The following is a 21961-nucleotide window of genomic DNA, read 5'->3' as shown; positions in this document are numbered from 1 at the left end:
GTGCGGTAAATTGGGTGGGTCTAATCCCAAACCTCGAGAAAGAGTGAGGAGACCACGTGAATATTGCGGCCACTATCGCCGCCGAGCTCAACGTCAAGGAATCGCAGGTTTCTACCGCGTTGCAGCTGCTTGCGGAGGGCAATACAGTGCCCTTTATTGCCCGCTATCGCAAGGAGGCCACCGGTGGGCTGGATGACTCCCAGCTGCGCACCATTGAAGAGCGCGCGAACTATCTAAAGGAACTACAGGAGCGCAAGGAGACCATCCTTGCGGCGATTGAAGAGCAGGGCAAGCTTGGCGACGCCCTCAAGGAGCAAATCCTTGCCTGCGAGACCAAAGCGCGCCTAGAAGATTTGTATCTGCCGTATAAGAAACGCCGCAAAACCAAGGCCGATATAGCCCGCGAAGCCGGCCTTGAGGAGCTGACCGATAAGCTCATTGCGGATCCCAACGCCGCTCCAGAAGAGTTGGCACAGGCCTTTACCACCGAGGGCTTTGAGGACACCAAGAAGGCCCTCGACGGCGCCCGGGCCATCTTGGTGGACCGCTTCGCGCTCGACGCGGACCTGGTGGGTGAAGTACGCGAGCGCATGTTCACTGAAGGCTCCATGGGCGCGCACGTTGTTGAGGGCAAGGAGGCCGAAGGCGCGAAGTTTAAGGATTACTTCGATTTCAACGAGCCCTTCCACAAGCTGCCTTCGCACCGCATCTTGGCGCTGCTGCGTGGCGAGAATGAGGGAGTGCTCCAGCTGCAACTAGATGCCGGCGATGACGCCGATTACGAGGATGTAATCGCCTCCCGCTTCGAGCTGGATCGCTCCTCCAAGTGGCTTGCCGACGCCGTCCATTGGGGCTGGCGCACCAAGCTCTATATTTCCTCCAGCCTGGACGTTCGCATGCGGCTGAAAGAGATTGCGGAGGAAGGCGCGCTGAAGATCTTTGCCACCAATTTGCGCGACGTGCTGCTCGCGGCACCTGCTGGCCAGCGTGCCACCATCGGCTTGGATCCGGGTTACCGCAATGGTGTGAAGTGCGCGGTAGTGGACAAAACCGGCAAGGTGCTCGATACCGCCATTGTCTACCCGCATCAGCCGCAGAACCAGTGGAGCCTAGCAGTTCAGACGCTATCGGCCCTGTGCGCCAAGCATTCTGTAGACCTTATGGCCATCGGCAACGGCACCGCCTCCCGTGAGACCGAGAAGCTTGCTCAGGAAATTGCGGACCTTATTAAGCAAGCTGGGGGTCAGCGACCCACTCCTGTGGTGGTTTCGGAGTCCGGCGCCTCGGTCTACTCAGCCTCGCCGCTTGCAGCGGAGGAATTCCCCGACATGGATGTCTCGCTGCGCGGTGCGGTTTCCATCGCTCGCCGCTTGCAGGATCCTTTGGCTGAGCTGGTCAAGATCGATCCCAAGGCTATTGGTGTGGGGCAGTACCAGCACGACGTTAACCAGACGGCGCTCGCTCGCACCCTTGATGGCGTCGTGGAAAGTGCGGTAAATGGTGTGGGCGTAGATCTCAATACCGCTTCCGTCCCGCTGCTTGAGCGCGTAGCGGGTGTCAATTCCACTATCGCCGCCAATATCGTTTCCTACCGCAATGAACACGGTTCTTTTTCTTCCCGCAAGGAACTGAAGAAGGTACCGCGTCTGGGGCCTAAGGCCTTTGAACAGTCTGCGGGCTTTCTCCGCATCAACGGCGGTACCGATCCGCTGGATTCCTCTGCCGTACACCCAGAGGCCTATCCTGTCGTCTCCCGCATCGCGGAGAAGACGGGCCTGGGGATTTCTGAACTTATTGGCAATACCCGCGTACTCAGCATGCTGGCGCCAGCAGACTTTGCAGACGAGACTTTCGGCATTCCTACGGTGACCGATATCATCGCCGAGCTGGATAAACCCGGACGCGACCCGCGCCCTGAGTTCAAGACCGCCACCTTTAAAGAAGGCGTACATAAAGTCTCCGATCTCACCCCGGGCATGATTCTCGAGGGCACGGTGACAAACGTGGCGGCATTTGGCGCCTTCGTGGATGTCGGAGTCCATCAGGATGGCCTCGTCCACGTTTCTGCCATGAGCCACAAGTTTGTCTCCGATCCGCACGAGGTCGTGCGCTCTGGCCAGGTGGTCAAGGTGAAGGTCATGGAGGTTGATGTGGAGCGCCAGCGCATCGGTCTCTCCCTCCGTTTGGATGATGAACCGGGGCAGCCGGCCCCTAAACGCCGCGGTGATTCCCCACGCGGTTCCGCCAAATCCGGAGCCAGGGGCGAAGGAAAGCGCTCTGGCCACAAATCTGGGCGCGGATCCCGGGACGGCTCGCGCGGCCGCACTGGCGGTCGAGGTGGCTCCGGTGGTGGTGGAGCCATGGCCGATGCCTTGAAGAAGGCAGGCTTCTAATCGTCGTGGACTAGCCTTTCTACCTGCTGCTTTTTGCTCCCATCGTTGCGGACGGTGGGAGCTTATACATTCCAGAGGGGAGAATTCCTCCACGACGTGGGGTCCAATGCGCGCCGAGATTGTTTCAAAATGGTAAGTTTGCCAAAACTAAATAAAAGACGCTTGGTGCCATTTTAATTACAAGGAGAGGGAAATGAGCAAAGCTGCTAAAGCCAGCCATGGCAGGGGAGTGTTGGGTTGGCACCGCGTATTGGACTGGCGTCCGCGCAGTGCATTGGCACGGTTGTTCATCGTGTTCTTCCTGGTTGCACCCATTATTATTGCCGGAACCATGATGTGGGCGATGTGGGACCCATCCAAATACATGCGCAAAATCGACCTAGCGGTGGTGAATGAAGACGCGGGCGTCAACAAGCAAGGCGTTGATACCAACTACGGCGTTCAGGTGGTAGAAGGGCTGCTGGATACCGATTACCTGAATTTCGCAGAGGTGAATAAGGATGAGGGGGATCAAGGGCTGATTAAAGGCAAATATCTCCTGGTGGTGACCATCCCTGAGGACTTTTCCAAAAAAGCGGTGTCCATCATCAGTGATAAGCCCGTCAAACCTGAAATTCACTTCGCTAGCAATGACTATTACGGAACTAACGGCTCCGTTATTTCTTCGAGCCTAATCCCGCAGGTGCAAACCAGCGTGGAAAATGCAATCTCGAAAAAATACGCTGACCAGGTAATAGAAGGGCTCAATAAGCTAAGTGATGGAATAGGCACTGCCGCCGATGGTGCTAGACGTCTTGATGAAGGTGCCGGGAAGCTACAAGAAGGTGGAGGTCGTGCGGTCGCCGGCATAGGTCAGCTGGGAGCCGGTGCAGGAAAGCTACATGATGGAACTGGTGCGCTGCTTGATGGCACAAACCGTCTCAATGAGGGAGTCGGGCGACTCGATGAAGGTGCCGCTCGCCTGGATGACGGTGCCACACAACTTGCTGAAGGTTCCGATAAGCTGCTTGCTGGCACCGGCCGTCTCGCCGACGGTGCCGGCCAGATCGATGGTGGAGTCAATCAGCTCACGGGAATGCTTATCCCAGTGCTCAAACAGGCCCAGGTCGTGGTTCCTGCCCTGTCGCAACTGGTAGAGGTGCTGCGTAACTTGGGTATGGGGCAGCAGGCTGAACAGCTCCACTCGCTCGTATCCAAACTTGATCCGGCCACGAGTGGCAACATGGTGGATAAACTAGAGCAACTTTCTAATGGTACCGGTCAGCTGTACTACAACCTTTCAGATCCTAATTCGGAGTATCTGGGCGGCATGAACAAACTCAATGGCGGAGCGCACCGTCTAGCTGATGGCACGAAGGAGCTACACAGCGGCGTTGGCGAACTTGGCACCGGCGCCGCTCAGCTGCACGATGGCGCGAGCCGCCTCCACGACGGGACTGGCACCCTGAAGACGGGAACAGACCGCTTGGCAGCCGGTGGTGCCGAGCTCAAGGGTGGTATGGATAAGCTAAAGGCCGGTTCTGGTGAGCTCTCACAGAAGCTGGCAGATGGTGCAGCCAAAGCGCCATCTATCTCCAAACCGGAAGACTCAGCTCAAAACATGGCCGTTCCCATTAACTTCACCGCGTCCAATGTGCACCCAGTCCAAACAGCAATAAGCTCCACGGACCCCACCCGCAAGGACGTCACCGGCGGTGCCTCTTTGCTCTTAGTGCTCGTCTTTGGCTTCCTCGTCATGCTGCTGGTGGCTATGGTGTTTCCCTATTACCTCGGCCGTAAAGGAACCCCAGTTGCGCATCCTGCGCGCGGAATATTGTCTGCGTTCATCACGCTGACCGTGCTCAACTTCATTGTCCTTGCCTTTATGGCGCTGATGTCAGCAACTTTGGGGTGGGCACCGGCTAGCTGGTCCATGATTCTCGGGGTAGTAGCAGCGATCGCAGTGGTGGGTGCGGCGACTTACCAGTTCTTCCACGTGACTTTTGGGCGAAAGATTGGTGGCATCTTTGCTGCGGGAATTTTCGCCCTCGGTGTGATGGTCTTTGGTGGTGTGTGGCCGGTGGCCGCGATTCCCCGCCCGTTGAGTTTGATGCATCCTTTCCACCCGATGACCTACGCCAAAGGCGCATTCACGCGTGCCACTGATGGGATTCATGATGCGACGTTCTGGACTGGAATGGCAGCGCTGCTCGGATTTACCCTGATCGCACTTTTCGCCTCATATGTGGTCTTCCGCGCGCGTCACTTGGGTACGGCGAAAATCCTGGATGAGCACCTAGTCCGCTTCCCGGCTGCTGCGGCGGCGTAGCTTGGGAGGGGGGGGGGAGAAAGTAGTGCTGGGGAGAAATTTGGTTCCTGCCGGTGGATGTGGAAAAATAGTGCACCGTTCTATGTAACGGGCACGAACCGGTTAGGCAGTACGCCGCTAGGGTCCTCTGTCCCAAACTGAAAAGGAATATTGGCATGTCCAACATTATTGACAAGGTCGATGCAGCACAGCTGCGCGACGATATCCCGTCCTTCCGCCCAGGCGATACCCTCGACGTTAACGTAAAGGTTATCGAGGGCAACAACGAGCGTGCACAGCTCTTCAAGGGCATCTGCATCCGTCGCCAGGGTTCCGGCATCCGTGAGACCTTCACTGTCCGTAAGGTCTCCTTCGGTATCGGCGTTGAGCGTACCTTCCCGGTTCACTCCCCGAACCTGGAGTCCATCAAGGTCTCCCGCCGTGGCCGCGTCCGCCGTGCGAAGCTCTACTACCTGCGCGATCTGCGCGGCAAGAAGGCTCGCATCAAGGAGCGTCGCTAGTACTAGCGCGCTGCGCGCCAGCTTCCTCCTGCACCCAACTGTGGATGCAGGAGGATTTTTCTATGCCCAATTTCGCTTAATTCACAGTTGGAAGCCCTGATCTAAACGGAAAGTTGTCTGTGAATCCTCCTGCCGCGAGGGGGATAAGGCCGGAATCCGGACATGGGGTTGCTAGGATCTAGCGCGTGAATAAAGACAGCATCTCGCAGGAACAGTCGCCAGAAGGCGAGGGGGCCCACCCAGTACAGGGCGACGCCACCCAGCAAGGCAAAGAGGCGACTAAGAAAAAAGATATGCCGTGGCTGCTGGAAACCCTTCTGGTAGTGGCGACGGTTCTCGTGATCGTCGGACTATTCCAGAACTTTATCGGCCGGCAGTATGTGATCCCGTCGGGTTCGATGGAGCCGACCCTCCACGGCTGCGAGGGCTGCACGAATGACCGTATCTTTACAGAAAAGATCTCTTACTACGGTGACGGCGAGCCAGAACCAGGCGATGTCGTCGTATTCAAGGGCACCGAGGACTGGAATTCCAGCTACGTCTCACCGCGCTCGTCCAATCCGATCATTCATGGCGTGCAGGATGCGTTGAGCTTCGTATCCTTGGCACCGCCAGACGAAAACACCCTGGTCAAGCGTGTGGTTGCTACCGGCGGACAGACGGTGTCCTGCCAGGAGGGCGATTCTGCCGTCATGGTAGATGGCAAACCCATCGAGCAAGACTATGTGCAAGACCCGCCAACGTACCCGGTAGATGAGTCGACCGGCTCGGAGGCCTGCGGTGGTCCGTACTTTGGTCCCGTCGAGGTACCGGAGGGCAATATCTGGGTGATGGGCGATAACCGTACTGCTTCGGCCGATTCTCGTTACCACATGACCGATAAGTTCCACGGCACGGTTCCAGTAGAAAACGTCCGCGGCAAGGTGAAATTCGTATTCTGGCCGTTTACCCGCATTGGTGGGGTCGATGACCCGGACATTCAGGAATAAGCCTTCCTCCCAACGCCTGCGCACCCGGGATTTTCTCATCCCCGTGGTGGCAGGCTTTGTCCTGCTAGTACTCCTGCAGGCGCTGGTGGGGCGGATGTATGTCATTCCTTCTGCTTCGATGGAACCGACCCTGCACGGGTGTCCCGGCTGCAAAAATGATCGCATTGCCGTGCAAAAGGTCAGCTACTACTTCACGGACCCCAAGCCCGGGGAGGTGGTGGTTTTTGAAGGGCCCGAGTCGTGGAATAACGAGTTTGAGGTCAATCGCTCGCACAATATTTTTGTGCGCGGCGCGCAAAATGCCTTGGCGGCCGTAGGGCTGCTTCCCAATGGGGAAAATATCCTGGTAAAGCGCGTCATTGCTACCGGCGGGCAGACGGTGAGCTGTCAGGCTGGCGACCCTGCGGTCATGGTGAACGGAAAGCCTATTGACCAATCCTTCGTCCTCGATCCGCCGGAGATTCCCGTAGACCCCAGCGTGGGCTCGCAGGAGTGCGGTGGCGAGTATTTTGGCCCGGTCACCGTCCCCGAGGGAAACCTTTGGGTGATGGGTGATAATCGCACCAACTCCCTCGATTCCCGTGCACACTTGGGTGACCACCTGCAGGGCACCGTGCCGGTAGACAACGTCCGCGGGCGCGTTGAGGCCGTCATTTTGCCGCTTTCGCGTTGGGGCGGGGTGGAGCACCCGGAAATTTCGCATGCGGCGGCTTAAACAGCGACGCACCTACGAGGTCGCATTGAGCAAGGCCGGTTTAGGTCCGGTAGCCGGCGTAGATGAGGCTGGGCGCGGCGCCTGCTGTGGACCAATTACCATCGCGGCTTGTGTGATGCCTGATCGGCCAATCAAGGAGTTGGCAGAGCTTACTGACTCCAAGAAGCTCACCCCCAAACAGCGTGAGAAGCTCTTTCCACTCATTAAAGACAAGGCTGTGGACTGGTCTGTAGTGCATATTGGTGCGGGGGACATCGATAAGCGCGGCATCCAACACGCCAATATTTCCGGCATGCGCAGGGCAGTTGCGCGCCTGGAAGCGCGTCCGGGCTATGTGCTTACCGACGCCCTCTTTATCCCCGGCCTTACCCAACCCCACCTGCCCATTATCGGCGGCGATGCGGCCGCACGGTGCATTGCCGCAGCGAGTGTATTGGCCAAAGTCAGCCGCGACCACCTGATGCACGAGCTGGATGCGCGGTACCCCGGCTACGGGTTAGGCAGCCATAAGGGGTACGGAACCAAGGCACACGAGGCCGCAATTGCGGCGCTTGGAGCGTGCCCGGAGCACCGGATGAGCTATGAGAATGTCCGGCGCGCTCATGCGGAGTTTGCCGCGCGTGCCTAGCTAAAATCTAGCCTTTCTCGCGCTAAGCTAAAGCGAGCTAACCCACAACCTGGAGGTCCACCGTGAGTGCAGAGGAACTCGATAACTACGAGGCTGAGGTAGAGCTGTCCCTCTACCGCGAGTACCGGGACGTTGTCAGCCAGTTTTCCTATGTCGTTGAAACTGAGCGGCGCTTTTATCTGGCTAATGCGGTAGAGCTTATTCCGCATACCTCTGGGCCTGATGTCTACTACGAGGTGCGCATGTCTGATGCTTGGGTATGGGATATGTACCGCTCCGCGCGCTTTGTGCGCTACGTCCGCGTTATCACCTACAAGGACGTAAACATCGAGGAGCTGGATAAGCCGGAATTCATGATGCCGGAATAATTTTGTCAAGCCGGCGCACACGGCGCCGCGCCCTAGCTGTGGATAACAGAGTTGCAGAGCCTAGTTATCCACAGCTAGGGCCCTTTTGTTACTGCGTCCCTTGTGTAAGCCTTACCAGCTGCGGTGTTCTGTGCTGGCCAATGAATTTCCCAACGCACAAGGAAACCGCAATGCACTTTAATTCAGAACACTGCTTGGCCACAAAGAAGCCTCGTCATAAACAAGTCTTAGGCAAAAGGGGAGAGGCCTTCGCAGCGCGCTATCTGCGCGAGCGCGGGGCGGAAATCATCGCTGCCAACGTCTCTTATCGAGTGGGAGAAATCGACCTCATCGCCCGGGAACCTAACGGAACCATTGTCTTTGTTGAGGTTAAGACCCGCGCCAATTCCAACTACGGGGTAGCTGAGGCCGTAACCCCGCAGAAGCTCGCGCGCCTGCGCAAAGCCGCGGCGCAGTGGCTTGATGGAAAGCCACTGTCTGAGGTGCGATTCGATGTCATTGCCTTGGTCGCGCAGGGGAAAGGATTCGTGCTGGAACACTTCAAGGGGGTCGAAGATGGCTCTAGGTAATTGTTTGACTATGTCCCTCAACGGAGTTCTAGCCCAGTTGGTTGACGTGGAAGCGAACGTCGGTCACGGACTGCCGGGAATTCACGTTGTAGGCCAGACGGATACCGCAATCTCCGAATCCCGGGACCGAATCAAGACCGCAGCCTTTAATGCCCATCTGCCCTGGCCCAAGACCAAAGTGGTTGTTTCCATGTCCCCGGCTTCGCTTCCCAAATCCGGGTCCCACTTTGACCTACCCATAGCGCTGGCAATCCTCGCGGCACAGGCGGAGGCCGACTTTCCGTCTTATGGCAGCACTCCCTCGCCCGCCCAACGTCTCCAGCGCACCTTGGTACTGGGCGAGCTTGGTCTCGACGGCTCCGTTCGGTCTGTAGCAGGCATTATCCCCGCTCTTCTTGCCGCACGGGAACAGGGAATAACAACTCTTATTGTTCCGCCTGGCAATGCCGCCGAGGCCACATTGGTGCCGGACATGGACGTACTGGTTGCTTCGTCGTTGAAGGAGGCTTTCGGCTGGGCCTGCGGTAATCGTGGGCTGCCGCAAGCTGGAAGTTTTTCGGGTTCCCTCAACCCCACGCCAGCGGCGGCATCGCGCCTCGACTTTAGCGATATTGCTGGTCAATCCAATGCGAAATGGGCTGCCGAGGTTGCGGCCGCCGGCGGCCACCACCTGATGATGATTGGGCCGCCTGGGTCAGGAAAATCCATGATCGCCTCGCGTCTGCCCACCATTCTGCCTACCCTTACCCCGGACCAGCAGGTCGAAACCACTGCAATTCATTCGCTGACCGGGACCCCAGGTGAGGTTATCGAGCGCGCCCCGTTCATCGCCCCGCATGCCTCGGTTACTCGGGCGGCATTACTTGGTGGCGGTTCCGGACATCCGCGCCCTGGTGCGGTGAGCTTGGCTCACAATGGTGTGCTCTTTCTCGACGAGGCCAGTGAGGTAGCCGCGCCGGTACTCGATGGTTTGCGTGCCCCGCTGGAGGAAGGACACGTGCGGTTGGCGCGCTCGCGCCGCGAGGTAACTTATCCTGCTCGCTTCCAATTGGTCATGGCGGCAAACCCGTGTAGGTGTGCGGCCGAAGACCCGTCCAAGTGCAGGTGCAATCCGCACGAGCGCATGAACTATCTATCCAACCTCTCCGGTCCGCTACGAGACCGTCTGGATATGGTGGTCACGCTAACGGGTCAGGCGGCAACGATTAACGCGGAGGGAGAAGAGGAATCCGCAGTTATCGCCGAGCGCGTCGCCGCGGCCCGTGAACGCGCCGCCGCGCGCTGGTGGGCGGATGGCATCACTGCGCGAACCAATGGCGAAGTCCCTTCGTCCTATTTGCGCCGAAAGAGACCGGCCGCCGAAGCCGCGATGGTCATGCTGTCCGCTTATTTGGCAGATGGCGAAATATCCCAGCGCGGAGTGGACCGCGTATTGAAGCTCTCCTGGACCCTGGCGGATCTAGCAGGAAAGGCGCAGCCGGATCTGGACGAAGTGGGGCGCGCGCTCGATCTACGCGGCTCAATTAATGTAGGGAGGCTCGCAGCATGAGCGAACTTGACCTCTCTACTCCTTATGCCACCTGGGTATACCTCAACCGAGTGGTGGAAGGTCCTTCTGCGGCGTTGCAGGCCTTGCTTACGCAGTACCCAGCTGAGGAAATCGCCCACGGAATCTTTCACCGTGCTGACTGGATAGGCCCGCTTTTGGCGCGCACGGCCTCTCGCTATGACTGGTTGCGGCAAGCCGAAGATATGGCGGCAGCCGAAAGGGTCGGGGCTCGGCTCATTACGGCAGAAAGCCCTGAGTGGCCTACAGAGGAGTTTGACTCTGCATTCGGCTTCTATCAGCACAGCGGGGAGGCCCCAGCTACTTTTGATGACCAAGCATTGCCGCCGCATAGCCTATGGGTGCGCGGTGCGCCATTGCAGGCAGAGGTTGCTCAAGCTGTAGCTATCGTCGGTACTCGTGCCATTTCTCGCTATGGCTGGCAGGCCACCCACAACGTCGTGTCCGGATTGGTTCAGCATGAATGGACTCCAATATCCGGCGGCGCGCTGGGAGTGGATACCGTCGCGCACGAAACCGCCCTGCACAACAACGGGCGCACGGTAGCCATAGCAGCGTGTGGCATCGATAGGGACTACCCAGCCCGCAATGCCAACTTATTCGCCAAGATTGCGGACAACGGTTGCATCATCTCTGAATTCGCGCCGGAAACCGCGCCGAAGCGCCACCGGTTCCTAACGCGGAATCGCTTAGTGGCAGCGCTGAGCCACGGCACAGTAGTTATGGAGGCCGCGTTTCGATCTGGTGCATTAAACACCCTTAACTGGGCAGAGGCGCTTGGGCGCGTTGCGATGGCGGTGCCGGGACCAATAACTACTAGCGGTTCGTTGGGCTGCCACCAGCGCATTCAAGAAGGCCGTGCACAGTTGGTTACCAGTGCCGATGAAATTCGCGCTTTAGTAAGTCGCGCCGGGGAAGTGGACCCAGGCGCACAGTACGAAATCAATTTTGCGGCAACCATGACCCAACGCCTCTCCCGCAATGAGTTGCGCGTCTTTGACGCGACGCCACCGCTAGGGCAGGAGAAAGCAACGGCTGAGGACATTGCCCGCGAAGCGGGATTCCGTTTACCGCTGACAGTTCACTTACTACTGGCACTGGAAAAGATGTGCGTTGTCGTCCGGCATGGCAATACCTGGGCGCGCCGGGAAACGGAATAAATGACACCTGCGTATGGCGAGTACACTGCTGTGGCATGAGTGAAGATGGTAAGTCCGCGAAGGCTCCGAAAGTTGAGGGGCAGATGGCTGAGGCCATTGAGGACTTCGCGGATTTCCAACTACATGTCAAAGGCCGCGCAGAAGCGACGGTGCGCGGGTATCGCTCCGACTTGCGCGACCTTGCACGCAGTGTGCCTACCTTCGCGGAGTTTGACCTCAACAGCCTGCGCCAATGGTTGGCAGAAGCTGTTACGGAAGGAAAGTCGCGTTCCACCCTGGCACGGCGCACCGCGGCAGCGAAGGGTTTTTCTACTTGGGCAGTGCGCGAAGGGCACCTGAAGCGAGACGTTGCTGCCCGCCTAGTTACGCCCAAAGTGGGGCGTCACCTTCCCACGGTTCTCGCTCCTGAGCAGGCCGGCGAGCTTATGGGCAATGCGGTCTCTGCAGATGAAGTCCACTTCCTTCGCGATAGCGCCATCTTGGAGTTGCTCTACGCCTCCGGTACGCGCGTGGCGGAGTTGGTCCGGCTGGACTTAGGCGATATTGATTTTCAACGTGGTACCTTGCACGTCACCGGTAAGGGCAATAAGCAGCGCGTAGTGCCTTTCGGGCATGCAGCGGAAGACGCCTTAAAGCAGTGGATTGACAAAGGCCGTGGAGAAATCGCTGCGGCCGGTACTGAAGCGGTTTTTGTTGGCAGCAGGGGAGGGCGCATCGATCAACGCCAGGTGCGCCGCATTGTAGAAAAGGCCGCCAAAGTCACTGGTACACAGGGGCTTACCCCGCACGGGGTGCGCCACTCTGCCGCAACCCACCTTTTGGAAGGCGGGGCAGATTTGCGCGTAGTGCAAGAATTGCTGGGACACTCCTCGCTTAATACCACGCAGATTTATACCCACGTGTCCGCGCAGCGCTTGCAGCGCGTATACGACCAAGCCCATCCCCGAGCCTAAAGCGGTTTGAGGCGAATTACCGGCATATCCAGCAGGGTTAAAGGATCGATGTAGGTATCTTTGGCAATGAGTGCGCCCCAGTGCAGTCCGGGATAGCCATCGACGGGATTGCCTAAACGGCCTATCACTTGGCCCTCGCGGACTTCTTGGCCCTGCTTTACGGAGCCGTGCACTGGCTGATACGTCGTTCTCACTCCATCCGCGTGGTCAATGGAGACAACTGGTTTGCCAGCAACCGTGCCCACAAAGGCGACTTCGCCGTCTTCGGCGGCTACCACCGGTGAGCCCACCGATAGGGCCATGTCGACGCCGCGGTGGCCAGGGCTCCACTTCTGTTCTGGGGCATCGAATCCACGCAGCACCCGCGCCGGGCTAGGTTTGCCGGAAGCAGGGTCGACATAGGCCGTGGCCGGTGGGCAACACAAAATAAGAAGCGAAAGAAGGGTGAGGAAAGCGGCGGGGAGGAAGGCGGGGCGTCGGCAAGCGGGAAATGTGGAGGGGGAAAGAAACTGATTCATGGGCACAGTGTCCGCCGGAGGCAAGCGGCTGGGAAGTGAGTTCTCCTTTAGTTGTGGACAACTTGGGTTGCATGATGTGGTTGAGCTGGTTGTGACGATTGAGGCAAAGTGGCTGCGGCGAAGATGTGGATAAGCTGACTTCGGTTTGGAAAAACCAGCGTATGGGGATTATTCTTTGTGGCAGCAGTGTGTCCACCTCGTGGAGGCATTGACTACGCGCGGCGAAGTTGTCGCTTCCTGCTGGAAGGAAGAGACAGCCTGACGGTTGACGTGGTCCTTGGAAACAAGGTGTCAGCGGGGCCTTCGTTGCTAGGGTGCGGAATAAAACACCGCACAATTGGAAAACCGAAAGACAAGATAAAAGAAAGCGAGCGAATCATGGCAGTTGTAACCATGCGCGAGCTCCTCGACGCTGGTGTGCACTTTGGCCACCAGACCCGTCGCTGGAATCCGAAGATGCGTCGTTTCATCTTCACCGACCGTAACGGCATCTACATCATCGACCTGCAGCAGACGCTGACCTACATTGACGAGGCTTACGAGTTCGTCAAGGAAACCGTTGCACACGGCGGCACCATCCTGTTCGTTGGTACCAAGAAGCAGGCTCAGGAAGCAGTTGCTGAGGAAGCAACCCGCGTCGGTATGCCTTACGTCAACCACCGCTGGTTGGGCGGCATGCTCACCAACTTCCAGACCGTTTCCAAGCGTCTGAAGCGCATGAAGGAGCTTCAGGCAATGGATGAGCGTGAGGACGGCTACAAGGGCCGCACCAAGAAGGAAGTTCTCATGCTCAACCGTGAGCGCGCCAAGCTTGAGCGCGTTCTGGGTGGCATCTCCGATATGGCCAAGACCCCGTCCGCACTGTGGATTGTTGATACCAACAAGGAGCACATCGCGGTCAAGGAAGCTCACAAGCTGAACATCCCGGTTGTTGCCATCCTGGACACCAACTGCGACCCGGACGACGTTGACTTCCCGATCCCGGGCAACGACGACGCCATCCGCTCCACCAAGCTGCTCTCCGGCATCGTTGCCTCCGCTGTTGAGGAAGGCAAGAAGGCTCGTGAGGAGCGTCAGCTGGCTGCAGCTAAGGAAGCTGCCGGCGACTCCGCTGAGAAGGAAAAGCGTGACGCTGAGGCAGCTGCCGCAGCTTCCGACCCGGCTTCCGCGGAAAAGTCTGAGGAAGCATCCGCAGACAAGGCTGAGAAGTAGTCTTAACTTCTCGCTAGGAATCTTCCTTACCTGCGTTTAACTGAATACCCCACGCACTTTTGGTGTGGGGCAGCAAGGGAGTAATTCCTGCCCAAGGCTGTTTACCAACCCCCGCCACCGTGCTTTAACGGCGGCGGGGGTTGGTTTTATCTATGCTGGGTTCTGCTGAAGCCAGCTCCACCTTTATGCAGAGGTGGGAAAGGGGTGGTTTCTGCCACCCTAAAGCGGCGCGATTTCACCGCGTCGACTACGCTGTTTGAACGAACACTGTTTGATTTTCAAGGAGGATCGCCCCAACTATGGCGAACTACACTGCTGCAGACGTCAAGGCACTGCGCGAAGCTACCGGCTCCGGCATGCTCGATTGCAAGAAGGCTCTGGAAGAGTCCAACGGCGACTACGATAAGGCCGTTGAGTACCTGCGCATCAAGGGCGCTAAGAACGTCTCCAAGCGCGCTGACCGTGAGGCTACCGAGGGTCTCATCGCCGTTTCCGGCAACACCATGGTCGAGATCAACTGTGAGACCGACTTCGTTGCTAAGAACGAGGCTTTCAAGACCTTCGCAGCCAAGATTGCTGACGCTGCTGCTGAGGCCAAGGCAAACTCCGCTGACGAGCTCAACAACATTGAGATCGACGGCAAGAAGGTCTCCGAGGTCGTGGACGAGGAGTCCGCAAAGACCGGTGAGAAGCTGCAGGCACGCCGTGCAGTTACCGTAGAGGGCGACAACGTTGCCGTCTACCTGCACCAGCGTTCCGCTGACCTGCCGCCGGCAGTGGGCGTCCTGGTTTCCTACGAGGGCAGCGAGGAAGGCGCTCACGCTGCAGCCCTGCAGATTGCTGCAATGAACGCTGAGTACCTCACCCGCGAGGACGTTCCTGCAGAGATCGTCGAGAAGGAACGCGAGATCGCTGAGGCCACCACTCGTGAGGAGGGCAAGCCAGAGGCAGCCCTGCCGAAGATCGTGGAAGGCCGCCTGAACGGCTTCTTCAAGTCCATCGTTCTGCTTGAGCAGGCTTCCCTGTCTGATAACAAGAAGACCGTAAAGCAGGTTGCTGAAGAAGCTGGCACCACCATCACCGGCTTCGTTCGCTACGAGGTTGGCGCTTAAGCCCACCGCGCTTTAACAACTAGCCCACGAAGGACTATCCTTCGTGGGCTTTGTTGTGCGCTCACCGTGCCGACTCGTGCGGATGGACAATCCGCAGGAAAGGGACCGGCACGTCGCAATTGCCTACTGGCCTGCACCGGCGGGCGGTGTGAGGATGCGAAAGATATATGGGTAAGATAGGGCGGAGATTGAAACTGCCCCGCGTTAAGGAGACGAAGTAGGCGTGACTGCCGCAGATATTAAGCGAACCGGATACAAGCGAGTAATGCTGAAGCTGGGCGGTGAGATGTTCGGCGGCGGCAAGGTCGGCATCGACCCAGATGTGGTTGAAAACGTAGCCCGCCAAATCGCCGAGGTTTCCCGCCAAGGAATCGAGATTGCAGTGGTTATCGGCGGCGGAAACTTCTTCCGTGGCGCGGAGCTTTCCCAGCGCGGCATGGATCGTGCTCGCTCGGACTACATGGGCATGCTGGGCACGGTAATGAATTCCCTTGCATTGCAGGACTTCCTCAAGCAGCAGGGCGTCGACTGCCGCGTGCAGACCTCCATCAACATGGCGCAGATTGCCGAGCCGTACCTGCCGCTGCGCGCTGACCGCCACCTGGAAAAGGGTCGCGTGGTTATCTTTGGCGCCGGCATGGGCATGCCGTACTTCTCCACGGATACCACTGCCGCGCAGCGCGCCCTGGAAATTGGCGCCGAGGTTCTTTTCTTGGCCAAGGCAGTCGACGGAGTCTACTCCGATGACCCACGCACCAACCCGGATGCAGAACTGTACTCTGAAATCACTCCGCGTGAGGTCATTGAAAAGGGCCTCAAGGTTGCAGATGCCACGGCCTTTAGCCTGTGCATGGACAATGATATGCCGATTTTGGTCTTTAACCTGCTGGAGGAGGGCAATATCGCCCGCGCCGCAGGCGGCGAAGTTATCGGCACGCTGGTGCAGTCCTAATACTGTAAGGGCCGCGAACCTGCTACCTTTTTATACAGCCACCCCTATTCGTTTAAGGATGATTTAACCTCATGATCGATGAGATTCAGCTCGAAGCAGAAGAGCACATGACCGCTTCCGTCGAGCACACCCGCGAGCAGCTGGTGACCATTCGTACCGGCCGCGCGAACCCCACCATGTTCAACGGCTTGGTAGCCGAATACTACGGTGTACCTACCCCGATTACCCAGATGGCTACCATTTCCGTGCCGGAGCCGCGCATGCTGCTCATCAAGCCTTATGAGCAGTCCATGATTCATGAGATTGAAAACTCCATCCGTAACTCGGATTTGGGCGTGAATCCCACCAACGATGGTCAGGTTTTGCGCGTGACCGTTCCGCAGCTGACGGAGGAGCGCCGTAAGGAAATGGTGAAGCTGGCCAAGAGCAAGGGCGAGGACGGCAAGATTGCTATCCGTAATATCCGCCGCAAGGCCATGGAGCAGTTGAAGAAGCTGCAGAAGGACGGCGACGCCGGCGAGGACGAGGTCATCGCTGCGGAAAAGGAAATGGAAAAGATTACTTCCGGCTACATCGAGCAGGTGGACAAGCTGGTAGAAAATAAGGAAAACGAGCTGATGGAGGTCTAAGACCTCCCGTCATTGCCGCCGTGCCTGTCCCCGGCCGGCGGCGCTTTTTCTGTTCCGCGGTCTCCAGCTTCGAAGTTCGGGGTAGGGGCGAAGGCGCCGAAGAAGTCAACAGGGGCGCGAAAAGATGCAGCGAAAGGAGCCGGTCACGGTGAGTGACGCCATTAACCGCCGATTGCCACAGCCGAAGAATGGTGCAGGCCGCGATTTGCCGGCCGCTATCGGCGTTGGCGTAGGCCTTGGCGCACTTGTCGTGCTCGCCGTATGGGCCGGCCCGCTCGCGTGGTACGCGGTCGTCGCCCTTGCAGCTGGCGTTGCTATGTGGGAGGTGCTCAGCCGCCTGCGGGAGCATTCCTACTATATTCCGCGCACATTGCTCATTATTTTGGGCCAAGCCATGGTGTGGGTCTCGTGGCCACTGGGCGCGCCCGGGCTTGTGGCGGTCTATGTCACCGCTGTGCTGGCGCTTATGTTCGGCCGGCTTTTCCATAACGGTCGCCATCGCCCGCCAATTAACTACCTGCGCGATATGTCCGTCGGCATTTTTGTCCTGACGTGGATTCCGCTTTTTGCCACTTTCGCAGCCATGCTATCGCTGGTATCGACTCCGTTTGCCAGTGGTGCCGCTTCCATCGTGGTCTTCATGTTGTGCGTGGTGGCCTCCGATACTGGTGGCTATATCGCTGGCGTGATGTTTGGCTCGCACCCAATGGCCCCTGCAGTAAGCCCCAAGAAATCGTGGGAGGGCTTTGCCGGGTCCATCCTCTTTGGCGTGGTCACCGGAGCGCTTAGCGTGAAGTTCCTGCTCCATCACGATGCCTGGGTGGGTGGCCTGATGGGGCTTGGCCTTGTCATTTGCGCCACCTTGGGCGACTTGGTGGAATCACAGTTCAAGCGTGAGCTCGGAATCAAGGATATGTCGGCCTTGCTGCCAGGTCATGGCGGACTGATGGACCGTCTGGATGGCATGCTGCCTTCCGCCATGGTTACCTGGGTGGCCATTAGCTTCCTGGCAACGTTTACACCATAGGAGCAGCGGGTACGCGAAAGCCGCCTCTCCCCAATAGTCCGTCCTAAGAATGCAGGACAGGGGGAGAGGCGGCTTTTTGAGACTTATACCTGCTTAGCCTGCTTGCGAAGTTGGCGGCGCAACTCAAACATGCGCCAGCCACCGACTAGCGCCATGATGAGCGCTCCGCCAATGGCGAAGATGAGGAAAGCAATTCCGGCAGGGAACTCACCGGACCAGCCCAGGAAGTTCATGGGAACCTCGTGCTGGTTTTGCATGATGAAAACAATGAGAACAATCAGCAGCAGGAAACCTACGATGAGCGCGATCCACGTGCTGGCTGCGAAAGATCCCTTGGCTTTGCCGGAAGGCTGGGTGGAGTGAGAAGTAGAGTCAGAGACCGTCGGCTCTAGGCTAGGACCGGTTTCCCGTGCAGAAGTGTTTATCTCCGTCGAGGAGAGGTCTGCGTCGGAAGAAGAAAAGTCATCTGCGGGGTAATTCGGATTTGTCATGCATCCATTATTTCTTTAAACCTGTCGATTATGCCACTTGGCACGGCTTTCAATTGGAAAAACCCACGCAGACCGTGGAAAGATGGGCAACATTATGGCTCAACCAGTGAAACTTAACTTCTCCGCCCCGCGCCGCGGACTTCCCCCTAAGCACTTCGCGGACCTGACCGAAAGCGAGCGCATTGATAAGCTCGCAGAAATTGGCCTGCCTAAATTCCGTGCAAAGCAGCTGGCTAAGCACTATTACGAGCACTATACCGACAATGTGGAGGATATGACCGATATCCCCGCCGGCAAGCGCGAAGCAGTCAAGGAAGCTTTCTTCCCTGAGCTCATGCAGCCTATCCGGACTACTTCCACGGATGACGGCGAGACCACTAAGTCTCTGTGGCGTTTGCATGATGGCACGCTGCTGGAGTCGGTTCTGATGCGCTACCCAGGACGCGCTACGTTGTGTATTTCCTCCCAGGCCGGCTGCGGTATGGCCTGCCCGTTCTGCGCTACCGGCCAGGGCGGTCTGGACCGTAACTTGTCCACGGGCGAGATCGTTGAGCAGTTCCGCCATGCTGCAGCCGCAATGGCGGCAGAAGGCGGCCGCCTGTCCAACGTGGTCTTCATGGGCATGGGTGAGCCACTGGCCAACTACAAGCGCGTGGTACAGGCTGTGCGTCAGATTACCGGCCAGGATGGTGCCGGCTTTGGTCTTTCCCAGCGCAACGTGACCGTGTCTACCGTGGGCTTGGCTCCGGCAATTCGTAAGCTGGCGGACGAGGATTTGGCCTGCACGCTCGCCGTTTCCTTGCACACTCCGGATGATGAGCTGCGCGATGGCCTCGTGCCGGTCAATAACCGCTGGTCCGTCGATGAGGTGCTCGATGCTGCGCGTTATTACGCGGATAAGTCTGCTCGCCGCGTGTCCATTGAGTATGCCCTGATTCGTGATAAGAATGATCAGGATTTCCGCGCGGATATGCTGGGCCGCAAGCTGCATCAAAAGTTGGGCTCCAAGGTTCACGTCAATGTCATTCCGCTGAACCCCACGCCGGGCTCGGAGTGGGATGCAGCCCCACAAGACCGCCAGGACGAGTTCGTGCGCCGCGTGCAGGCCCAGGGCGTTCCTTGCACGGTGCGCGATACCAAGGGCGATGAGATTGCGGCAGCGTGTGGTCAGCTCGCAGCGGATGAACGGGAAGATAAGTCCGCCTAACTGATAACATTGGCGGATATGATTATTCCGAATTATCCGCCGCTTGCAGATGACCCCACCGCGCAGGCCTTTGCCGTGCGCGGTCTGAATAAATCTTTCGCTGGACGCCCCGCGGTGTCGAATTTGAGCCTCGACATCCCGCGGGGCTCTATTTATGGCATCGTTGGCCCGAACGGCGCTGGCAAGACCACCATGCTGACCATGGCGTGTGGCCTGCTGCGCCCCGATAGCGGTGAGGCGTTCATCGCCGGGCACAATACGTGGCAGGAACCGATTGCGGCCAAGGCGGCCATGGGCCTGCTCATTGATGGTGCTCCCGTCTTTGACCGCTTGTCAGGCCCAGAGTACCTGTATTATCTAGGCGCATTGCGCAGCATGAACCAAGCCGAGGTGGAGCACCGCAGTGCACAGCTGCTGGATGCCTTGCAGCTTGCCGACGCCGCCGATAAACCCATCGCGGACTATTCCGCAGGCATGACTAAGAAGATCCTTTTGGCAGGTGCGCTTTTGCATAATCCGGAAGTCGTGATCCTCGACGAGCCTTTGGAAGCGGTGGACCCGGTCTCTGGCCAGCTCATTCAGGAGCTCTTGCGCGCCTATGCCGCCCGCGGTGGCACCGTAATCCTGTCTTCACACGTCATGCAATTGGTGGAGGGCTTGTGTGATCATGTGGCCATTATCGCGGGAGGACAGGTGCTATCTGCTGGCCATGTGGAGGAGGTGCGCCAAGGGGGTAGCCTGACGGATGCCTTCATTCACTTTGCCGGTGGGCGTGACTTTGATGCGGGCTCTTTCGATTGGCTGCGCCGTGAAGGCGGCGAGCCGCAGCGCGGGGAAGGGGAGGCGTAAGCTCAATGACTTCGACGCTCCTCAAGCTGCACCGCACACTGTGGGCGCGCAATCTCAAGGCGAATGCCGCGGCGATCATGATCCCTATCTGTCTACTGCTCTACGGACTCATCGGCCTTGCGTCGCTAGGAGCTCTTGCTGCGGCAGATATCTCCATTGGAACTGGGAACGTGCAAGCCCTTACCGTGGCCCCTGCTGTAGGCACGCTTGCCTTTATCGTTATCACCCTCATCATGCCCAGCGGGGAGAATCAGCTTTCTGCCCGTGAGCTCTCCGCGTTGCCGGTGCGGTTAAAAGACATCACACCGGCACTAGCTATTGCCTCAGTACTTAATCTGCGAGCACCTGTATCTGTCCTTCTCTCCATCGCCTATGCGGTGGCGGGAAGTGTGATCTTGGCGGCCAATGGTAAGGCATTGTTTATCCTGCCCTTCTGCCTGGGCATGCTCTTTGCCTTAGTTCTGACGCTGGTTCTAGTGGACCTCGCGGTCTACGCCGGGGCTACTGTCGCGGAGCTAAGCTCGACCACTCTCAAAGTATTGGGTGTGCTGGCGGTGTTCTTGCTCATCTTTGGTTCGAATCGGCTTGCTTCCCTCGCTGGCTCTGACTTCCCATTGGGAACTGTGGGCGAGGGTCTGGCGTGGACGCCCGTAGGCGCACCTGTGGGCTGGGCGCTCGCGCTCGCCCAAGGCGAACCAGTAGTGGCCTTATTGCAGTTTCTCATCGCCGCGGCGTCGCTGGGCGCAGCCATCTGGGCGTGGCACCGGTTGCTGCGCCTGCAGTTCGAGCGCCGCACACTCTTCACGCCGGCGCACCAACGCCGCGAAAAGGCCAAAGGGATAAGCCGCTTTTCCTTGGGCACCTTTTCCTATCGCGGTCCGGCTGCGATGGAATTTACGCGCTCGCTGCGCTACATCTTCCGCGACTCTCGCCTAATCGGCACCATCATCATGCAGCCGATTTTGGCAATGGTTTTTATCATTCAGGGCTTTACTACTGATTCCGTCATGCCTTCTATAGGAGTGCTATTTCTGGGACTCTTCGGCGGAATTGTAGCCACAAATGATTTTGGCTATGACGGTCCAAGCCTGTGGGTAAAGATGGCCGCACCAGTTCGTCCGCGCACGTTTCTCTACGCGCGGCACTGGGCGCACCTGGCGCCCACAGCCATAACTTTCGTCCTCTCGGCGGCGGTGCTTTTCGCGGTGAGCGCCGACAAAGCGCTCACCGGGTGCTTGATGGTGGTCGCACTGGGAATTTTCATTTCTTCTGCAGGATTGTCATTGCTGCTTTCTACCTTTAATCCCTTTGCCACCGCGCGGCCCGGTGGCAATATGTGGGCAGATAAATCCGGCTACTCGGCCAGCGCCTTCTTAAGCGCAATCTTGAGCCTGTTTATCGGCTGGACGCCGATTATCCCTGGAATCATCCCAATGGCAATCGGCTACGGCTCGAATATGGTACTGGTTGCGCTGGGGTTTATCCTCGTCATTGCGGTTCCAGTTGCGTGTTATATCGTTGCCCTCCGGGTAAGCGGCAAACGCGTGGACAACTCCTTGCCTGAAATATACGCCAAGGTGGGGCACTGGGTGTCTTAAACCTTTTGTCCGCGCGACAGTAGCTCCATCGCGGCCCTCCCGGGACGCGATTGGGTCCGTGGGGCTGGGAGTGGGGCCTAAACGACAGGATGTGTGGGTTAAGTAGCAAAAAGTGTGTCTGAGTTACAGTGATCTTGCTGCTCAGGTTGGGTAAATCGGGCGGATATAAGGTCTTGGTGCTTATATCCGCGCGTTTCGTGTTCAATCCATCGGAAT

The 21961-nt window shown here is 58.2% G+C and carries 21 protein-coding genes; 19 read left to right on the top strand and 2 right to left on the bottom strand.

The features are described from left to right. Positions 1-56 precede the first annotated feature (56 nt). From MHX61_RS04415 to MHX61_RS04365, 11 genes are all read left to right on the top strand, one after another. Positions 57-2393, top strand: coding sequence for a Tex family protein (locus MHX61_RS04415; RefSeq protein WP_239193108.1), 2337 nt, complete (start codon positions 57-59; stop codon positions 2391-2393). 193 nt (positions 2394-2586) lie between these two features. Further along, positions 2587-4701 (top strand): YhgE/Pip domain-containing protein, encoded by a 2115-nt coding sequence (locus MHX61_RS04410; protein WP_239193106.1) that lies wholly within the window; start codon positions 2587-2589, stop codon positions 4699-4701. A 155-nt stretch (positions 4702-4856) separates the two neighbouring features. Continuing rightward, entirely contained in the window at positions 4857-5201 is a 345-nt protein-coding gene (rplS, locus tag MHX61_RS04405; protein ID WP_005325245.1) for a 50S ribosomal protein L19, read from the top strand. Between the two features lie 185 nt (positions 5202-5386). Further along, positions 5387-6190 (top strand): signal peptidase I, encoded by an 804-nt coding sequence (gene lepB, locus MHX61_RS04400; protein WP_239193104.1) that lies wholly within the window; start codon positions 5387-5389, stop codon positions 6188-6190. Continuing rightward, positions 6168-6905, top strand: coding sequence for a signal peptidase I (gene lepB, locus MHX61_RS04395; protein WP_204608521.1), 738 nt, complete (start codon positions 6168-6170; stop codon positions 6903-6905). Before lepB (MHX61_RS04400) ends, lepB (MHX61_RS04395) begins: the two co-directional genes overlap by 23 nt. Beyond that, complete coding sequence (locus MHX61_RS04390) at positions 6892-7533, top strand: ribonuclease HII (RefSeq protein ID WP_239193102.1); 642 nt, start codon at positions 6892-6894, stop codon at positions 7531-7533. The genes lepB (MHX61_RS04395) and MHX61_RS04390 overlap by 14 nt, the downstream gene beginning before the upstream one ends. 62 nt (positions 7534-7595) lie before the next feature. Then, the gene (locus tag MHX61_RS04385; protein ID WP_005325239.1) at positions 7596-7901 is read left to right on the top strand and encodes a DUF2469 domain-containing protein; all 306 of its coding nucleotides are present in this window, start codon (positions 7596-7598) and stop codon (positions 7899-7901) included. A gap of 170 nt (positions 7902-8071) precedes the next feature. Further along, positions 8072-8470: a YraN family protein gene (locus tag MHX61_RS04380; RefSeq protein WP_239193100.1), complete on the top strand. Its 399-nt coding sequence runs from the start codon at positions 8072-8074 to the stop codon at positions 8468-8470. Then, on the top strand, positions 8457-10019 hold the full coding sequence (locus tag MHX61_RS04375; RefSeq protein ID WP_239193098.1) for a YifB family Mg chelatase-like AAA ATPase: 1563 nt from the start codon (positions 8457-8459) through the stop codon (positions 10017-10019). Before MHX61_RS04380 ends, MHX61_RS04375 begins: the two co-directional genes overlap by 14 nt. Next, positions 10016-11197: a DNA-processing protein DprA gene (gene dprA, locus MHX61_RS04370; protein WP_239193096.1), complete on the top strand. Its 1182-nt coding sequence runs from the start codon at positions 10016-10018 to the stop codon at positions 11195-11197. Before MHX61_RS04375 ends, dprA begins: the two co-directional genes overlap by 4 nt. Before the next feature lie 35 nt (positions 11198-11232). Next, on the top strand, positions 11233-12150 hold the full coding sequence (locus MHX61_RS04365) for a tyrosine recombinase XerC (protein WP_239193094.1): 918 nt from the start codon (positions 11233-11235) through the stop codon (positions 12148-12150). Here MHX61_RS04365 and MHX61_RS04360 read toward each other — a convergent pair. Then, positions 12147-12668, bottom strand: a complete 522-nt coding sequence (locus tag MHX61_RS04360; protein WP_239193092.1) for a M23 family metallopeptidase — start codon at positions 12666-12668, stop codon at positions 12147-12149. The two genes, MHX61_RS04365 and MHX61_RS04360, sit on opposite strands and share 4 nt — an antisense overlap. A gap of 378 nt (positions 12669-13046) precedes the next feature. On the opposite strand from MHX61_RS04360, the gene rpsB reads away from it, so the two are divergent. The 5 genes from rpsB to MHX61_RS04335 all read left to right on the top strand — a co-directional run bounded on the left by rpsB (position 13047) and on the right by MHX61_RS04335 (position 17600). Further along, the gene (rpsB, locus tag MHX61_RS04355; RefSeq protein ID WP_005325233.1) at positions 13047-13880 is read left to right on the top strand and encodes a 30S ribosomal protein S2; all 834 of its coding nucleotides are present in this window, start codon (positions 13047-13049) and stop codon (positions 13878-13880) included. A gap of 299 nt (positions 13881-14179) precedes the next feature. Next, positions 14180-14992 carry a translation elongation factor Ts gene (gene tsf, locus MHX61_RS04350; protein ID WP_005325225.1) on the top strand — a complete coding sequence of 271 codons (813 nt, stop codon included), beginning with the start codon at positions 14180-14182 and terminating at the stop codon, positions 14990-14992. Between the two features lie 265 nt (positions 14993-15257). Further along, complete coding sequence (gene pyrH / locus MHX61_RS04345) at positions 15258-15944, top strand: UMP kinase (protein ID WP_023027755.1); 687 nt, start codon at positions 15258-15260, stop codon at positions 15942-15944. 71 nt (positions 15945-16015) lie between these two features. Further along, positions 16016-16573 carry a ribosome recycling factor gene (gene frr, locus MHX61_RS04340; RefSeq protein WP_005325221.1) on the top strand — a complete coding sequence of 186 codons (558 nt, stop codon included), beginning with the start codon at positions 16016-16018 and terminating at the stop codon, positions 16571-16573. Between the two features lie 124 nt (positions 16574-16697). Continuing rightward, on the top strand, positions 16698-17600 hold the full coding sequence (locus tag MHX61_RS04335; RefSeq protein WP_239193090.1) for a phosphatidate cytidylyltransferase: 903 nt from the start codon (positions 16698-16700) through the stop codon (positions 17598-17600). Positions 17601-17683: 83 nt separating this feature from the next. Here MHX61_RS04335 and MHX61_RS04330 read toward each other — a convergent pair whose 3' ends face one another. Then, positions 17684-18091 carry a lipopolysaccharide assembly LapA domain-containing protein gene (locus MHX61_RS04330; RefSeq protein WP_239193088.1) on the bottom strand — a complete coding sequence of 136 codons (408 nt, stop codon included), beginning with the start codon at positions 18089-18091 and terminating at the stop codon, positions 17684-17686. A gap of 82 nt (positions 18092-18173) precedes the next feature. On the opposite strand from MHX61_RS04330, the gene rlmN reads away from it, so the two are divergent. The 3 genes from rlmN to MHX61_RS04315 are packed head-to-tail and all read left to right on the top strand — an operon-like array spanning position 18174 to position 21745. Then, positions 18174-19298, top strand: a complete 1125-nt coding sequence (gene rlmN / locus MHX61_RS04325; protein ID WP_239193086.1) for a 23S rRNA (adenine(2503)-C(2))-methyltransferase RlmN — start codon at positions 18174-18176, stop codon at positions 19296-19298. 18 nt (positions 19299-19316) lie between these two features. Then, positions 19317-20147, top strand: coding sequence for an ABC transporter ATP-binding protein (locus MHX61_RS04320; RefSeq protein ID WP_239193084.1), 831 nt, complete (start codon positions 19317-19319; stop codon positions 20145-20147). 5 nt (positions 20148-20152) lie between these two features. Then, positions 20153-21745, top strand: a complete 1593-nt coding sequence (locus tag MHX61_RS04315; protein WP_239193082.1) for a hypothetical protein — start codon at positions 20153-20155, stop codon at positions 21743-21745. The last annotated feature ends 216 nt before the right edge of the window (positions 21746-21961 follow it).

This window comes from Corynebacterium sp. ACRPF, from assembly GCF_022347395.1.
Classification (GTDB): domain Bacteria; phylum Actinomycetota; class Actinomycetes; order Mycobacteriales; family Mycobacteriaceae; genus Corynebacterium; species Corynebacterium tuberculostearicum_D.
The sequence above is the reverse complement of the archived record's forward strand: the minus strand, read 5'-3'. Positions and strand labels throughout refer to the sequence as shown.

Bases quoted from the DNA above. Each gene is read 5' to 3' on its own strand.
- MHX61_RS04410 (WP_239193106.1), top strand. From the start codon at position 2,587: ATGAGCAAAGCTGCTAAAGCCAGCCATGGCAGGGGAGTGTTGGGTTGG.
- rplS (WP_005325245.1), top strand. From the start codon at position 4,857: ATGTCCAACATTATTGACAAGGTCGATGCAGCACAGCTGCGCGACGAT.
- lepB (WP_204608521.1), top strand. From the start codon at position 6,168: ATGACCCGGACATTCAGGAATAAGCCTTCCTCCCAACGCCTGCGCACC.
- MHX61_RS04390 (WP_239193102.1), top strand. From the start codon at position 6,892: ATGCGGCGGCTTAAACAGCGACGCACCTACGAGGTCGCATTGAGCAAG.
- MHX61_RS04380 (WP_239193100.1), top strand. From the start codon at position 8,072: ATGCACTTTAATTCAGAACACTGCTTGGCCACAAAGAAGCCTCGTCAT.
- MHX61_RS04375 (WP_239193098.1), top strand. From the start codon at position 8,457: ATGGCTCTAGGTAATTGTTTGACTATGTCCCTCAACGGAGTTCTAGCC.
- dprA (WP_239193096.1), top strand. From the start codon at position 10,016: ATGAGCGAACTTGACCTCTCTACTCCTTATGCCACCTGGGTATACCTC.
- MHX61_RS04365 (WP_239193094.1), top strand. From the start codon at position 11,233: ATGAGTGAAGATGGTAAGTCCGCGAAGGCTCCGAAAGTTGAGGGGCAG.
- MHX61_RS04360 (WP_239193092.1), bottom strand. From the start codon at position 12,668: ATGAATCAGTTTCTTTCCCCCTCCACATTTCCCGCTTGCCGACGCCCC.
- rpsB (WP_005325233.1), top strand. From the start codon at position 13,047: ATGGCAGTTGTAACCATGCGCGAGCTCCTCGACGCTGGTGTGCACTTT.
- tsf (WP_005325225.1), top strand. From the start codon at position 14,180: ATGGCGAACTACACTGCTGCAGACGTCAAGGCACTGCGCGAAGCTACC.
- pyrH (WP_023027755.1), top strand. From the start codon at position 15,258: ATGCTGAAGCTGGGCGGTGAGATGTTCGGCGGCGGCAAGGTCGGCATC.
- frr (WP_005325221.1), top strand. From the start codon at position 16,016: ATGATCGATGAGATTCAGCTCGAAGCAGAAGAGCACATGACCGCTTCC.
- MHX61_RS04335 (WP_239193090.1), top strand. From the start codon at position 16,698: ATGCAGCGAAAGGAGCCGGTCACGGTGAGTGACGCCATTAACCGCCGA.
- MHX61_RS04330 (WP_239193088.1), bottom strand. From the start codon at position 18,091: ATGACAAATCCGAATTACCCCGCAGATGACTTTTCTTCTTCCGACGCA.
- rlmN (WP_239193086.1), top strand. From the start codon at position 18,174: ATGGGCAACATTATGGCTCAACCAGTGAAACTTAACTTCTCCGCCCCG.
- MHX61_RS04320 (WP_239193084.1), top strand. From the start codon at position 19,317: ATGATTATTCCGAATTATCCGCCGCTTGCAGATGACCCCACCGCGCAG.
- MHX61_RS04315 (WP_239193082.1), top strand. From the start codon at position 20,153: ATGACTTCGACGCTCCTCAAGCTGCACCGCACACTGTGGGCGCGCAAT.